The organism is Enterococcus durans NBRC 100479 = LMG 10746, from assembly GCF_001544215.1.
GTDB classification, from domain to species: domain Bacteria; phylum Bacillota; class Bacilli; order Lactobacillales; family Enterococcaceae; genus Enterococcus_B; species Enterococcus_B durans.
The window spans coordinates 97,196-111,260 of sequence record NZ_BCQB01000003.1; the positions used below are offsets into that span (position 1 = coordinate 97,196).

Genomic DNA, 14,065 nt, shown 5'->3' on the forward strand with positions numbered 1-14,065 from the left:
AAGCAATAAGAACAAACAGAGAAAAACAGCTTTTATGTTTTTCATCTGGTTGGGCTTATTGTTGAAGATGCAAGCCTTTGAACACCGTGGATAGAGGTCGTGAAAAGGCCGCTCAGCTCCGCCGACAATAAGAATTAAACTTTCAAATTAGATTTCCACATTTTGGAAATCTAGCGCTTATTGTTGAAAGTCATTTTTCCTTTTTAAGTAATAAAACATTATCTATAAAAAATAGAAGCTAAAAGTTTGATCAATCATCAAATCTTAGCTTCTATTTTTTATATGACTACTAAATTAAAAATTTCTATTTCTCAGTATTGAGGAAAATAGCTACTACCACTATAGAAATAAGGGTAAATACTGCCATTATCCAGATTTCAGTTTGAAAATTTGTGGTTGTTGCAACAATCAATGATAACCCAATAGGACCACCAATTTGATGCATCGTATTCGTTACACCACTTGCAATACCAGCTAATTTATCAGGTGCTTCATAAACACCCGCAGATGTCACCGGTGCTAATATTAATCCTTGACCTAATCCAAGTATGATCATAGGTACAAAAACAGTCTGCCAATAACCATTTACTGGATTTGAGATTGCAAGTAAAATCAACCCTATAGCTAGTATTATTTCTCCAATAAGTAATACCCTATTATTACCAAATTTCCCTGTTAGCTTTGGTAATTGCATCGCAATTATAAAATTAACAATTGTCAGTGGCAAAAAAGCAAACCCGGATTCTAGCGCTGAAAAACCATATTGGCTTTGCATCATTTGTGGTAAAAAGAACCAAAATGGCAACATAGCCATCATAAATAAAAGACGAGTCGCATAAGCACCAGAACGAATCTTATTTTGAAAAAGTGCTAAAGGTAGAATGGGCGAAGAAGTCTTTCTCTCCCATAATATAAACAAGAATATAAAGATAATACCTACAACTATGAAGCTAAATATCCCTTCAGTAAAACCATAGATAATACCCACCAAACCAATTATGGAAAGTAAACTGCCTAAATAGTCGATAGTTTCTTTTCGACGCGCTGATGATTTCACATACTTCAATGTTAATATAAATAATACGAGAGTAAATGGAACATTTATTAAAAAGCCAGCACGCCAAGAAATCAAGCTAGTCAGTCCACCACCAACTAATAAGCCAATACTTGAGCCAATTCCCGCAGTTGCTCCATAATAAGAAATCGCACGTTGTCTCATATTATTTTGATAGGCATCCATGATCAATGCCAAAGTTGTCGGTGCGATAATGGAACTACCAATTCCTTGTACTGCACGCATAATAATGACCATTTCAGCTGTTTTCGATAGCCCAATCATTAAAGAACTGAAACCAAAAATCAGTAAGCCTATCAAAAAAATACGTTTTCTTCCTAACAGATCAGAAAGGCGTCCGCTTAATAGCAAAAAACCTCCAAAAGTGAGTGTATACGCACTTGATACCCATGAAAGTGCTGAGGCAGATAACCCTAAACTTTCACCTATCTGCGCAGAACTTGTAAAAATGATTGAATTATCCATCAATATCAAAAAATAAGATAATAATGTAATTGGTAAAATGACACCGAATTTTTCTCTATTCAAATTTCCTAACTTCTTTCTATCCATTAATCTGTTGGTCTTTTTTCTGTTTCAATTTGTACACGATCTCCACCAACCATTTCTTGAATCAGTTTAGCAACTACCTTTGTATTTCCAGTTCGTGAATAATAGACAATCAATGTTTTGAGATTTTTCATCATTTCACTTCCTTTTATTTTACTTATTATTTTAGATAAACTAATAAACCTAATAATAATGAGACATATAATTGTTATTAAAAATATGAAATTCGTTTCTTAAACGCCTTTATCGCTATTTTTATCACTTATTTATCCATAAAAATACTGCAGCATCAATTATCTAATGATTGATACCACAGAATTCACTTTTACTGTACTATATTGCTAAAATTGTATTCTTTTATCAATAAAAATCAGGTTTTGATTTATTTTCTGAACCAGGTTCCCACAAGCCGATACTTCCTCGAATGTCATTTCTTTTTCCTGTGATATTGTCCATTATAAATTGAGCAATGGCACGTCTCGTAATTTGAGCACCTAAAAACGGTTCTCCCTTAGGACTTGCAATATAGTTCTTTCGATTCCCATTGTAGAGCCAAGTCATACGCATATAAGTATAATCCAAATCACTTGCTTCCAATGCTTCTACACCACGCTCATGGGCGACTGACCCTCCCATCATGCGACTATTCCATATAGCAAACGGTTCTGCAACTTCACCATACACGCTAAGTACACCTGCTTGAATGATTCGTTTCACACCCGTTTTATGCATCGCATCGATCACAATTTCTGTTACTTTTTTATTATCAAAATTCATATAAATGATATCTTGATTTTTCATAACATTGATCAAGTCAGTTAAATTTCCAGCATCTCCAGAAACCTTTGTTACATTTGTATAAGGTAAGTCAGCGGCATAACGCCCAAATAAAGTCAAATGTAAATCAGGTTGCTCTTGCAAAAGTGGGATTAATACCTGTGGAATCTGACCGCCAGCACCAATAATCAGTATATTTTTGCTCATTTTTCTGTATCCAACATCCGATTCATAAACCATTCTACTTGTTGGGGTGCATCATGGTCAAAGAACGCAGATTCTTTTCTATCTAAAGCCGCTATCTTTTCAACATCTTCTTTTGAAAGCTCAAAATCAAAAATATCAATATTTTCAGCCATTCGTTCAGGATGAACTGATTTTGCTAAAGCAACAATCCCTCTTTGCATTAACCAACGTAATACAACTTGTCCCACTGTCTTACCATACTGTTTACCGATTTCTGTTAATACAGGATTGGTAAATAATTCGTGACGTCCTTCTGCAAATGGTGCCCAAGCTTCCACTTGTACGCTATATTTTTCATGCCATTCTTGATCTTCAACTCGTTGATTCCATGGATTCACTTCGATTTGATTGACTTGAGGTTTTACCTCATTCAAACCCACAAACTCGATCATCTTAGCTGATTTGAAATTTGAAATCCCAATGGCACGTAATTTTCCTGCTTTTTGAGCCTCAACCATTGATCGCCATGCACCATAAATATCTCCGTATGGTTGATGAATAAGATAAAGATCCAGATAATCCAACCCCATTACTTTAAGAGAATGTTCAATCGTTTCCGCAGCTTTTTCTTCTGGTGCTTGAAGAATAAACAATTTAGAAGTAACAAAAAGTTCTTCTCGAGTAACTAGTCCTTCATTGATGGCACGTTTGATTCCTTCCCCTGTTTCTTTTTCATTTCCGTAAATCGAAGCTGTATCAATCAGACGGTACCCTGCTTTAATTGCTTGATATACTGCTGCAGCTGTTTCCTCCAATGGAATTTGATAAACACCAAATCCTAATTTAGGCATTTCTATACCATTGTTCAAAGTTATTTTCTGCATATTGTTTTCCTCCTCTAATTTTCTTTACATGTTCTATCCTAAACCTTAGAGTTAAGTCCATAGCAAGAGAAAAGATTTATTTTTTTCGTTCCCATAATTTTTCAACTTTATCAGGTTCCATTTCACCTGCTTTAAATTTTGCAATATGGTCATCATACGTTTCTATCTTATAAATAAGTAAGTCTCTAACTTCCTGCATTTCCGCTAATTTTTGGTCTAATTCTTTTAATTGATCAGACAAGATCTGCTTCTGCGCTTTTTCTACATTCTTCGTTTTACGCAATTGTGCCAGCTGAGCAAACTCAATGAGTGATTCAATCGATAAACCAGCATTTCGTAAGTTTTTTGCTAGATAAATCCAATTCAAATCATTCGTAGTATAATCTCGATAACCGCTTTCGTTACGGTGAACAGATGGTATGACACCAACACGTTCATAATAGCGTAGTGTATCTACACTCAAATCAAACATTTCCGCAGCTTTTTTTATATTCATCAAATAATCACCTCATCTTTTTATATAAGTTATCATAAACCTTGAAGTGCACTCCAAGGAAAGCTATTCACTAAATTTGCAAAATTATCAAAAACTATTGTCCAATTCCTTACAACTTTTGGTAGTACCTCTTTACAAATTGCATGACGAACAAATTAATTACTTGCTGATGCACTAAATTACTTCATCCGTATTGACCGACTGATGTTTAGGAACATACAGTTTATTTGGCCAAAAATTTTTATTATCTCTGAAATATATTAGCGACAATTTCCACCAAATATTCGTTGTACTTTAATTCAAGTTCATCTAAATACTTTTTATTGTTTTCATCATTTCCTCTCACAATATTATCCACTTAAAAATATCCTATCACCGTTTTAGTATGTTTTTGGACAACATATAAAAAACAAAAGACTGTAGACAAAGAATTTCTTTGCCTACAGTCTACTAAAAGGACACAGCCTTCTCTTGCTATTCAAGGTTTAATTACTGTTGTGATTAAACATATTGTAAAACTTTTGTTTCTTGATATGCATGGTCGATCAAACCGCCACCTAGACATTCCATCCCATCATAAAAAACGACAGCTTGTCCTGGAGTGATTGCTCGTACAGGTTCGTCAAATACTACTTCTGCACGGTTTCCTTCTAACAAACGTACAGTTACCGGTACGTCTTGTTGACGGTAACGGAATTTTGCCGTACATTTGAATTCTTTAGGCATATCTTCATTTGTAGTGAAGTGGATTTCACTTGCATCAAGACTTGTAGCATACAAAGCTGGATGATGGAACCCTTGTCCTACATATAGCGTATTCGTTGCTAGATCTTTTCCAACAACAAACCAAGGTTCTTGTGAAGCTCCACCGCCACCAATTCCTAGTCCTTGACGTTGACCAATCGTATAGTACATCAATCCTGCATGTTGACCTTTGACTTCACCGTCTAGTGTCACCATATTTCCTTTTTTGGCAGGTAAATAGTTACTTAAAAATTGTTTGAAATTCTTTTCACCAATAAAACAAATACCAGTAGAGTCTTTCTTCTTCGCAGTCGCTAATCCTGCACGTTCTGCAATAGCACGTACTTCAGTTTTTTCCATTCCACCTAGAGGAAAGAGTGTTTTTGATAATTGTTCTTGTGATAATTGACTAAGAAAATACGTTTGATCCTTATTATTATCTACACCGCGAAGCATATGCACAACACCATTTTCATCACGTGTTACTTGCGCATAATGACCTGTTGCTACATATTCAGCACCTAGATCCATGGCATAATCTAAGAAAGCTTTAAATTTGATTTCTTTGTTACACATTACATCAGGATTCGGTGTTCGGCCAGCTCGATATTCCGCTAAGAAATATTCAAAGACACGATCCCAATATTCTTTTTCAAAATTAACAGAATAATAAGGAATGCCGATTTGTGCTGCTACTTTCGCAACATCTTTATAGTCTTCGGTCGCAGTACATACGCCATTTTCGTCAGTATCATCCCAGTTTTTCATGAAGATCCCGACTACGTCATAGCCTTGTTCCTTTAACAAAAGTGCTGTTACAGATGAGTCAACTCCGCCACTCATCCCAACGACAACGCGTGTTTTGCTGTTGTCTGTCATGATATCACCATCATTTCAATTAGATTTTCTGAAACATCTACGAGTTGAAGGTCGCAACTTTTCAGTATTTTACATTATACGTCATATTTTTGAAAATTTCATCCTTTATTTCTCACGCCTTGAACAGACCCCGTCATCTTAAAAAATGAACAGCTCATGATTTGAACGGACAACTCTTTTTTATGTAAGTATCTACGATTCACCAGCAGCAACTCTTTTTTTCAATAGTATTTTTAATTAAGAACGTTTGTCTTTTTTAATCACTTACCATTGTAAACTTGTAGTTATCGCCAAAGAATCCAAATAACGATATGAAAATAGGTCGCAAATACATAATTGATTCCTAGCAGTATCCATTTAGTTTTTCTGTTATCAAGGCCTGTTGAAAGAATAAGTCCTACTAAGCCAGAGATACTCATGAAAATGAGATATTTGATAATTTCTCCGTCAAACGCCATTAAATAGTAATTGATTCTAAGGAAATAGGTAATTGAATATAACATTGGAGGCCCTAATAAAAGCATCTGCATCCGTTGTTGTGTTTGTTTTCTTGGCAACCTTCGTGACATTGTAGGTACCAATAAATAAGTAAGGATCGATACGATTAAAATTATCCCTCCAGACAACGGGACAAGGATGACAGCAACCAAATAAATACTACTAAAATGAACGAACATCCCCCATCCTTTCAAAGAGTCTAAATGCGTACCTGTAGCAAAAATAAAACTGATACCACTGAGTAAACAGGAAAGATAATAAACAACCACTATGTCTCCCTCCAAAATATTGCTAAACAAAATAATCATCAGCCATGCCAGTAAGAAAACGCTACCGATTAAGAAACACTTTGAAACCTTTGTGCACGTTTTACTGTTTATTGGAAACATTCACCTTATTCCTTTCAGATAAAAAATTTTTCATATTTTAGTCGCTTTCCTTTCAAGTGATCAACAACGTGTAGAGCGGCATCTTAATGAAAGAAGATGAGGATGAGGAGGTGGTAATAAGCTGCAAAAAAATAATTGATCCCTAGAAGTATCCATTTAGCTTTTCCATTATTGAGTGTTGTCGAAAGAGTCAAACCAATTAAACCTGAAATGTTAAGGATGACCGTGTATCCCAGAGCGTCCCACCCCAATCGTTCCCCATAAATGATTAATTCGTAATTGATCCTACTAAAAAAAACAGTTGAAAGAATCATCGGTATCCCTAAACAAATGATTACTACCCATTTCTGCTCGTAAACTTTCAGTATCCAGATGGACAGTAGCAAATAGGCAACTATTGCAAGTAACACAGCAGAGCTTTCCCACAATAATAAGCCGATGATATATAGAGACAATACATAAATACTACTAAAATGGACAACTGTAGTTAGCCTTTTTAAAAATTTTGAATGCGTACCTCTAGCAAAAATAAAACTGATACCACTGAGTAAACAGGAAAGATAATAGACAATCGCTACTTCTGCGTACAAACTACGACTAAACCAAATAATCATCAGCCATGCCAGTAAGAAAACACTACCGATTAAAAAATACTTTGAAAACTTTGTGCATGTTTTACTATTTATTGGAAACATCAACATCACTCCTTTAAAAAATTCATCCATTTAGCTATTTATTATTTTGTATACGCCTCTATCACACACTAGGGAGCCCCTAACATGGATAGTCATAAGCCAACTAACTATGCGTTCATTTTTGGTCATCCATTTCGTTTTGCCCAACTTCATTTCAATTCGATAAATATAAAAACCAATTGCTCCCTAACACACAGAACAAATTAAGGAAGATACTGCTTCTTTTTAACCACTGAGGCTCAATTTTTGTGGAAATTATTAAATTAGCACTGCCACTCATCCAGCACCCTACCATAGTGAGCGCAAGAAAAAGTGGGTTCTCCTTCATAAACGGGATAAAATAGAAGCTCGTAAAGAGAATCGTGATTGTTGATAAAGTCAAAGAAATCTTAGTATACGTTTTACTTTTTAGTGAAAACATAAAAACAACTCCTTTTTCAGTTTTCTTTTCTTATTTATTTTAAAAATAGTTCAAATGCTACTACGAAAAAATGAACAATATTCGACATTGTTGCAAAGAGGTAATTCATTACTAGTAGTAACCATCTCCACTTTACAGTCTTTATTTTTGTTGAAAAGTAAAGTCCAATTAATCCTGGAACGATTATGATAAACATAAAAACAAAACTCACAGGGCCAGGATAATCAAGATACACCTCTATCACACACCAAAGAGACACTGACATGGATAGCCATAAGCCAACTAAATACGCCTTCATTTTCATTTATCTCCTTTCAATTGATAAACATAGGATTGCGGTCATCTGTGAAAGAGTCGTACAAGCAGTTATCTGAATAAAAAACGACTCTTTTAGCGCCTTTTCGAGAAGCAAACAATTCGATCATTAAATCAAGGATCAGCAAATCTCCTAATCAAAAAATGTTATCTTAAATAAAACTATCCTTGTAATTTAATAACAAAAATTAACAATAAAACCATATGTACAAAACTTATTCAAGCCTTTCTTTTATTAATTACTCTGCTAAAAATCAACAATACGAGTCATTAAAATCAGTATTGTTATCATACATCCGAAATTAATGCGTTTACCTTCGAATTTAAACTTATTTTATCTCCACTATCATGTCACTCCTTTCGTCTTAATTAAAAAACATATAAAATTTTATTTAAATCCACTTATTTATTTTTTATATGTTATTATTCTATCATAAAACTTAGGAGGGATACCTTTGAAATTCAAATTCTTTTTTATAACTTAATGCATAATAAGGTCATGGATAACGATTACAGACATACAAATACAACTGTATCGTTAATCAATTACCACTTTGTTTTTTGTCCAAGGTATCGCCGGAAAATATTTGTTAATTCCGATGTGGACGCTAGATTCAAATCACTTGTCGCAGAAATTTGCCAAGAAAATGAGTGGAACATCCTTGCTATAGAAACAGACAAAGACCATTGTCATTTGTTTGTGAATGTTCAACCGACATATTCGCCTTCTGACATAATGAAAGTGATTAAAGGAAAGACATCACGAACGTTAAGACAAGAGTTTGAACACTTAAGCAAAATGCCGAGTGTTTGGACACGTTCTTACTTTGTTTCAACGGCAAGAAATGTATCTAGCGCCACGATTAAACGGTATGTTGAGAACCAAAGAACAAGATATTGATAACGTTAAGGAGGTGTGCAGAAATGAAGAAGGCTCATAAGATTCGTATCTATCCCAACCAAAGGCAACAAATTCAATTTCAAAAGACATTCGGTTGCGTCCGCTTCTATTGGAATTTTCTATTAGATCAACGCATAACGAATTACAAAATGAAAAAAGAAAATGCTGACTATCAAGAAGATAAGACAACGTATGCGGCATTAAAAAAGATGGATGAATATTCTTGGTTGAAAGAAGTTGAAGCTCACCCCCTTAGCCAAGTGACCATGGATTTAAATAAAGCATACAAGAATACTTTCAAATCTAACTTTGGTTTTCCAAAATTCAAGAGTAAAAAGTATTCAAAAAAATCCTATCGGACAGCTATGGGTATGAAAGTAAATAACAACTACTTTTACGTATCTAAAGTTGGTTGGGTAAAAATGGCTGCAAATTTGCGGTTCAACGGGAAACTAATGAGCGTAACAGTTAGCCAATCGAAATCGGGTAAATACTTTGCCACCTTTTTAGTGGATACCGAAAACTTCCAAAAAGAACCAGTTGAAGAATCAATCGGGTTGGACTTAGGTATCGCACATTTCTGCATAACGTCCGCAGGAGAAAAGATAGATAACGAGAAATTCTATCGATCCATGGAAAAACGTTTGGTAATTGAACAACGCAAGCTTTCAAGAAGATTAGAAGTAGCCAAAAAGCACAATCGTAAATTAGATGAGTGCAAAAACTACCAAAAACAAAAATTGAAAGTATCACATATCCATGAAAAGATTTTTAACCAACGAAGCAACTTTTTACACCAACTGTCTTCACGTATAACTGATGAAAACCAAATCATTTGTATTGAAGACTTGAATGTAAAAGGTATGGTTAAGAATCACAAACTAGCTAAATCAATTGCAGATGTCTCTTGGAGTGAGTTCGTCAGACAACTTGCTTACAAGTGTGAATGGAAAGGAAGAACCTTAGTTAAGGTTGATCAATTTTACCCAAGTTCACAAATTTGTTCTTTGTGTGGTCATAAAGATGGCAAGAAAGAGCTAAATATTCGTGAATGGACTTGCAGCAATTGTGGTACACACCACGACCGAGACATCAATGCGAGTATAAATATTAAAACCGAAGGACTTTCGGGGATAGCTTAGTAATTTTGTGTCCGTTAGGACGTATTACCTAAGAAACCCACGACTTTAGTCGTGTGGAGTGTCAGGTCAGTTCGGAGCTAACCTTGGGACGTAATTCCTTTGGGACACTCTTGGCACAACTAGATGTTTTTACAAAGTTCTTATTAACTGATGAAGCTCAAAAAAAATATGCAGATTCAACGATCCCAGTTATCCCAAAGATGATCGCGACCAAAGATATCCCTAACTATGTAATGAACTGGATCAATACCTACACCCACTGTTCTTTTGAAATCATCTATTCTAAAAACATCACAACGGATCTCAATCATTTACGCTACAATCCAAGTTATACGGAAATCGTAAAAAAAGCGCACCCTATCACTAATGTTCTAATCAATCAAGTCGTTCACACCCCACCTGCTTTTACCCAACAACGATTTGATTACACAGATAATCTCACCGTCTACGAGCATTATCAATTGAATAATCCAAATCCAACGCTTGCTGATATTTCTCATAACAAGCTGGCTGGTGGCTGGTGGCTGGTATTATTTTTACAATAACTTCTATGCATTGGTTTGCTTAGAAAATGGGACGTATCGTTATGCAAGGTATATCCGATTCCACGGTTCTTTTTCTACTGCAGCAGCGGCTCGTAACGGCTATGGTCTAAATCATGATTATACGATGACGGAGGAAGGAAAGGAGAGATATGGAAAGTATTACTACAACCTCATGATCAATCAGCCCGTTGATTATGGGATCGATTGGTTGAATCAGTACACAAAAGAACGAACGTTGATCGTTTTTTCAAAAGATATTGATAAAGATATCGACAGATTAAATAAAGGGACCGCCATGATCGATAAAGGGTTCAACGAAAGTGGCCAATATGTTTACTGCATTTTATAATACGTAAAATGCAGAACTGACGGCATCAATTTGAATACATAATCGTAGGGATCGACGAAAAAGCAGTCTCCAATCTTGCCAAAATGGCTTGATTTGAAAACTGCTTTTTGACGTTTATTGTAAATTGGCTAATTCTTTTTGCTTTTCTTCGTAGATTTCTTCAATTTCTTTTTCAGATAAAGGTGTCCCGAATGGTCTTTTGACTTTCAACAGCTCTCTTTCAGGCGCATCTACCCCCACATTGACATCATTGCCAATAGGAACACTATAATGATGGATATGCCCATGAAGGTTTCTGATGGTATCATTTGGACCCAGCAGCATGGGATAATGTGTCAAATAATATTGATGATGATTGAATTTGACAATCGCTCCCACGTCATAGAAATAAAATTTTTTCGTTCCATCTTTATTTCCAGGATCATGTTTTTCCAAATAGCGAAAAAAGTTTCGGCTATCGTGGTTTCCTTTGATAAAGTGAATCGTTCCATTGAGCTGCTGAACTAATTCAAGTATTTCTAGGCTACCTTTTTCATATTGCGGATGCATCGCTAAATCACCAAGATGGTAAACGTGATCTGTTTCTTTGACTACCGCATTCCAACTGGCGATCAATTGCTGGTTCATTTCCTCCACTGTAGCAAATAACCTAGGTGCAAAATCATTTTTTCCTAAGAGCGCCGCATGAAAAAAGTGGATATCACTGGTAAAAAAATTCATCTCGCATCCCCCTTCTTTCATTCTTTCCTATAGCGTAAATAAAAGTCTCAAATTATTCAAGTATATCACTCATCAACTGATTCTTTCGTTTCTAACTTTCTCTTCTTTTGTAGCACTTGATCATATGTCCTATCAGAAGGGATCGCATATAATGCAATGCCACAGAGTAACATACCGACTCTACAGGAACAATTTTTCTACTCCTAAACGATCGGCTAAAGATCCAGCAAACAATAAACTAATTGAACAAGGGATCTTAAAAAAAGGTAAAAGGTTCTGCGCATGGTAAAATGAATAAAAAATAGGAGGAAACGATAATGGAGATTACTTTTCAAACTGTACTGACCCCTTCAGCGATCACTATCACATTGGATCATGAAGTCGAGAAAATAAGTGTAACCGAAGAAAAGCTTCCTTTACCCGAAAATTCATTTTATCTCTTTTTTGCTCAAAAAGAGTGCCAAGCAATTGGCAAGACGATCGAACCTAAAAAGTGGGATAAAGTCATTCTCATCCAACTTTCATGGGAAATCGAAGCCCCACATATGATTGCTTCTCTACTTGAAAAAGCACAAGCAAGTGGACTGACGATTATGACAGATGAAACATTAGATAGAAAAATCCCCACAAATATCCAGAAAAAATTGGCTACTCCGAATGAAGAAATTTTGACTATCTTCTCACTTTTCGGCTATTCATTAGGCGAACAGCAAAAAACGGAAAAGAAAAAACCAGCAAAGGCTCGCCATCGCTGGTCAAAAAAGATCAGCGAAATACCCTTTACTGTAAACTTCAGAAACAGCCAAGCAACCCTATATTGGCTTAGCCGAAATGAAATGTTGATCAAATCAGGTGCAACACTACTTACCGAAGCACCACGAAATAAAGATGGCTCTGTCGGTTATTCAGCAAAATATGGTGAAAAATTACGAGACGACTTCAAAGAGTATATTTCTAATGGGAAAACGACCAAAGATATCATTGTAAAAAGTGTCAATGAAGCCAGCTTGCTCCTTTATTTCGGTGGCACAAATAGTTGGCTCGAAATAGTTGACGAAAACGGTAAATCCATCGATGAGTGGACAAAAGTGGAATAGCCACAAATCCAATACTATGAATAAGAAACAAAGCCAAAGAGCCGAAGAACTGTTCTCTTCGATTCTTTGGCTCTTTTTATTCAGACTATAAAATCATACTTTTTCAAATAGTCCTCGACTGATCATACCATCCATCAAAAAATAAAATTTATCTTGGCTCATTTTTTGTTTGTCATCTTTGAAGATATTGACAGCTTTCAATCCATTCGCAGTCGTGATCGACATTTTTAACGTTTTGATGTCTTTTGAAACAGTGATTTTTAGCTTAAAGCCTTCTTTACTTTGTGGAGTTGCATCTAGCGGACGAATCAATTGATAGTTTCCGCCGTTTGTTTCAGTAAAGCCATTGTCTCTAAGTGTGTATCTTTTTGCATCTGGGTGCAGACGATAACTCGTTTTTGCGCCCATTACAGTTGCTATTTGTTCAAATGCCATGCTTTTCACCTCGGTAAACTTATTCTACTTTCATTATAAAAGTTTCTGATTTGTTTTACTAGGATTTTTTAGCCGGCTCTATCATCTGTTCACAATCTACAGTGCTTTATGCTTCTCCACGTAGAATTGAGAATCTCCTTGTCATTTTACTTACTCGTTTCTGCATATTTTGCTTCTACAAAGTTTTTTACTTTACCTAGTCCGAGGCTGCTAAGCAAGATGACTGGGAAAAACTGTATCGGGAATAGAAAAAGCAAGAGTGACATGCTTAAATATGGTTGGCCTAAGATCATGGTCAGACTAGCAGCAACTAGTACCCCGACGAGCAATCCTGGCGTATAAGGGAATAGACTGACAAAAGCAAAACCTATTGCTGTACTTGAAAAAATTGCCGGAAAGATTTTCCCTCCTCGCCAGCCGAATGCAAAACAAAAGTTCGTCAATATGGCTTTCCCTATACCTAATAGAACTAAATTTAAAAAAGAAAATTGAAGGGCTTCTTTGGATAAGGGCAACAATTGATGTTCCCCAGAAAACAAAAAATAGGGAGACACTAAGCCAAATACACCGATACCGATACCTGCCAGTACTGCCTTGGTCATTATCCCATTGATTTTTTCTGCTATTTTGTTCGTCAATTTTTCAATTTTTAAAAATATCCAACCAAATATCCCTCCAACCAGCCAACCTAAAGGAGCAAATAAAAGTGCCTGCCACTCCCACTGGATCGTAGTGGAAAAATGGAGTGCAAAAACACTTTCCTCTGGCGAAAACTGTTCAATAAATAAAAAACCTACAATACCAAATAATGTACTGATTGCAACAAACCAATTTTTCTGGCTTTATTTTTCAATTTGAAAGGATGCTTGTCATCAAACACTTCACTGATTCCAGCGAACGGTGCCCGAAAAATCGTTGCTAGCATTGTTCCTATACTGAGCTTCAATAGTTCGTCTTTATGCTCAAAA

At 35.6% G+C, this 14,065-nt stretch carries 16 protein-coding genes; 5 read left to right on the forward strand and 11 right to left on the reverse strand.

Annotated features, from left to right (window positions below; all coding sequences use genetic code 11):
* Window positions 1-304: 304 nt before the first annotated feature.
* From ED2_RS01675 to ED2_RS01710, 8 genes are all read right to left on the reverse strand, one after another.
* Complete coding sequence (locus ED2_RS01675; protein ID WP_025481396.1) at window positions 305-1,603, reverse strand: MFS transporter; 1,299 nt, start codon at window positions 1,601-1,603, stop codon at window positions 305-307.
* Between the two features lie 23 nt (window positions 1,604-1,626).
* On the reverse strand, window positions 1,627-1,758 hold the full coding sequence (locus ED2_RS01680; RefSeq protein ID WP_005880192.1) for a flavodoxin family protein: 132 nt from the start codon (window positions 1,756-1,758) through the stop codon (window positions 1,627-1,629).
* Between the two features lie 226 nt (window positions 1,759-1,984).
* Window positions 1,985-2,608: an NAD(P)H-binding protein gene (locus ED2_RS01685; RefSeq protein WP_016177692.1), complete on the reverse strand. Its 624-nt coding sequence runs from the start codon at window positions 2,606-2,608 to the stop codon at window positions 1,985-1,987.
* Window positions 2,605-3,471, reverse strand: a complete 867-nt coding sequence (locus ED2_RS01690) for an aldo/keto reductase (RefSeq protein WP_016177691.1) — start codon at window positions 3,469-3,471, stop codon at window positions 2,605-2,607. The genes ED2_RS01685 and ED2_RS01690 overlap by 4 nt, the downstream gene beginning before the upstream one ends.
* A gap of 76 nt (window positions 3,472-3,547) precedes the next feature.
* A complete protein-coding gene (locus ED2_RS01695) occupies window positions 3,548-3,967 on the reverse strand; it encodes a MerR family transcriptional regulator (RefSeq protein WP_005880187.1) in 420 nt (139 codons plus the stop codon).
* Between the two features lie 501 nt (window positions 3,968-4,468).
* Window positions 4,469-5,590: a tRNA 2-thiouridine(34) synthase MnmA gene (gene mnmA, locus ED2_RS01700; RefSeq protein ID WP_005880185.1), complete on the reverse strand. Its 1,122-nt coding sequence runs from the start codon at window positions 5,588-5,590 to the stop codon at window positions 4,469-4,471.
* Window positions 5,591-5,874: 284 nt separating this feature from the next.
* On the reverse strand, window positions 5,875-6,357 hold the full coding sequence (locus tag ED2_RS01705) for a hypothetical protein (protein WP_227644989.1): 483 nt from the start codon (window positions 6,355-6,357) through the stop codon (window positions 5,875-5,877).
* Between the two features lie 203 nt (window positions 6,358-6,560).
* Complete coding sequence (locus ED2_RS01710) at window positions 6,561-7,172, reverse strand: hypothetical protein (RefSeq protein WP_016177689.1); 612 nt, start codon at window positions 7,170-7,172, stop codon at window positions 6,561-6,563.
* Window positions 7,173-8,407: 1,235 nt separating this feature from the next.
* On the opposite strand from ED2_RS01710, the gene tnpA reads away from it, so the two are divergent.
* From tnpA to ED2_RS15925, 4 genes are all read left to right on the forward strand, one after another.
* A complete protein-coding gene (gene tnpA, locus ED2_RS14665) occupies window positions 8,408-8,809 on the forward strand; it encodes an IS200/IS605 family transposase (protein ID WP_081635848.1) in 402 nt (133 codons plus the stop codon).
* A 23-nt stretch (window positions 8,810-8,832) separates the two neighbouring features.
* Entirely contained in the window at window positions 8,833-9,951 is a 1,119-nt protein-coding gene (tnpB, locus tag ED2_RS01725) for an IS200/IS605 family element RNA-guided endonuclease TnpB (protein WP_005880175.1), read from the forward strand.
* Window positions 9,952-10,034: 83 nt separating this feature from the next.
* The gene (locus tag ED2_RS15920) at window positions 10,035-10,496 is read left to right on the forward strand and encodes a hypothetical protein (protein WP_016177687.1); all 462 of its coding nucleotides are present in this window, start codon (window positions 10,035-10,037) and stop codon (window positions 10,494-10,496) included.
* On the forward strand, window positions 10,465-10,845 hold the full coding sequence (locus tag ED2_RS15925) for a hypothetical protein (protein ID WP_016177686.1): 381 nt from the start codon (window positions 10,465-10,467) through the stop codon (window positions 10,843-10,845). The genes ED2_RS15920 and ED2_RS15925 overlap by 32 nt, the downstream gene beginning before the upstream one ends.
* Window positions 10,846-10,959: 114 nt before the next feature.
* On the opposite strand, the gene ED2_RS01740 is transcribed toward ED2_RS15925, so the two are convergent.
* On the reverse strand, window positions 10,960-11,565 hold the full coding sequence (locus ED2_RS01740; protein WP_005880170.1) for a metallophosphoesterase: 606 nt from the start codon (window positions 11,563-11,565) through the stop codon (window positions 10,960-10,962).
* Between the two features lie 317 nt (window positions 11,566-11,882).
* On the opposite strand from ED2_RS01740, the gene ED2_RS01745 reads away from it, so the two are divergent.
* Complete coding sequence (locus tag ED2_RS01745; RefSeq protein WP_005880169.1) at window positions 11,883-12,662, forward strand: hypothetical protein; 780 nt, start codon at window positions 11,883-11,885, stop codon at window positions 12,660-12,662.
* 93 nt (window positions 12,663-12,755) lie between these two features.
* On the opposite strand, the gene ED2_RS01750 is transcribed toward ED2_RS01745, so the two are convergent.
* Both ED2_RS01750 and ED2_RS01755 read right to left on the reverse strand, forming a co-directional pair.
* Window positions 12,756-13,097, reverse strand: a complete 342-nt coding sequence (locus tag ED2_RS01750) for a DUF1831 domain-containing protein (protein WP_005880167.1) — start codon at window positions 13,095-13,097, stop codon at window positions 12,756-12,758.
* A 146-nt stretch (window positions 13,098-13,243) separates the two neighbouring features.
* Window positions 13,244-13,915, reverse strand: coding sequence for a chloride channel protein (locus ED2_RS01755; protein WP_226103571.1), 672 nt, complete (start codon window positions 13,913-13,915; stop codon window positions 13,244-13,246).
* Window positions 13,916-14,065: the final 150 nt, after the last annotated feature.

Coding starts and splice junctions, on each gene's coding strand:
- ED2_RS01680 (WP_005880192.1), bottom strand. CDS start 1,758: ATGAAAAATCTCAAAACATTGATTGTCTATTATTCACGAACTGGAAAT.
- ED2_RS01685 (WP_016177692.1), bottom strand. CDS start 2,608: ATGAGCAAAAATATACTGATTATTGGTGCTGGCGGTCAGATTCCACAG.
- ED2_RS01690 (WP_016177691.1), bottom strand. CDS start 3,471: ATGCAGAAAATAACTTTGAACAATGGTATAGAAATGCCTAAATTAGGA.
- ED2_RS01695 (WP_005880187.1), bottom strand. CDS start 3,967: ATGAATATAAAAAAAGCTGCGGAAATGTTTGATTTGAGTGTAGATACA.
- mnmA (WP_005880185.1), bottom strand. CDS start 5,590: ATGACAGACAACAGCAAAACACGCGTTGTCGTTGGGATGAGTGGCGGA.
- ED2_RS01710 (WP_016177689.1), bottom strand. CDS start 7,172: ATGTTTCCAATAAATAGTAAAACATGCACAAAGTTTTCAAAGTATTTT.
- tnpA (WP_081635848.1), top strand. CDS start 8,408: ATGGATAACGATTACAGACATACAAATACAACTGTATCGTTAATCAAT.
- tnpB (WP_005880175.1), top strand. CDS start 8,833: ATGAAGAAGGCTCATAAGATTCGTATCTATCCCAACCAAAGGCAACAA.
- ED2_RS01740 (WP_005880170.1), bottom strand. CDS start 11,565: ATGAATTTTTTTACCAGTGATATCCACTTTTTTCATGCGGCGCTCTTA.
- ED2_RS01745 (WP_005880169.1), top strand. CDS start 11,883: ATGGAGATTACTTTTCAAACTGTACTGACCCCTTCAGCGATCACTATC.
- ED2_RS01750 (WP_005880167.1), bottom strand. CDS start 13,097: ATGGCATTTGAACAAATAGCAACTGTAATGGGCGCAAAAACGAGTTAT.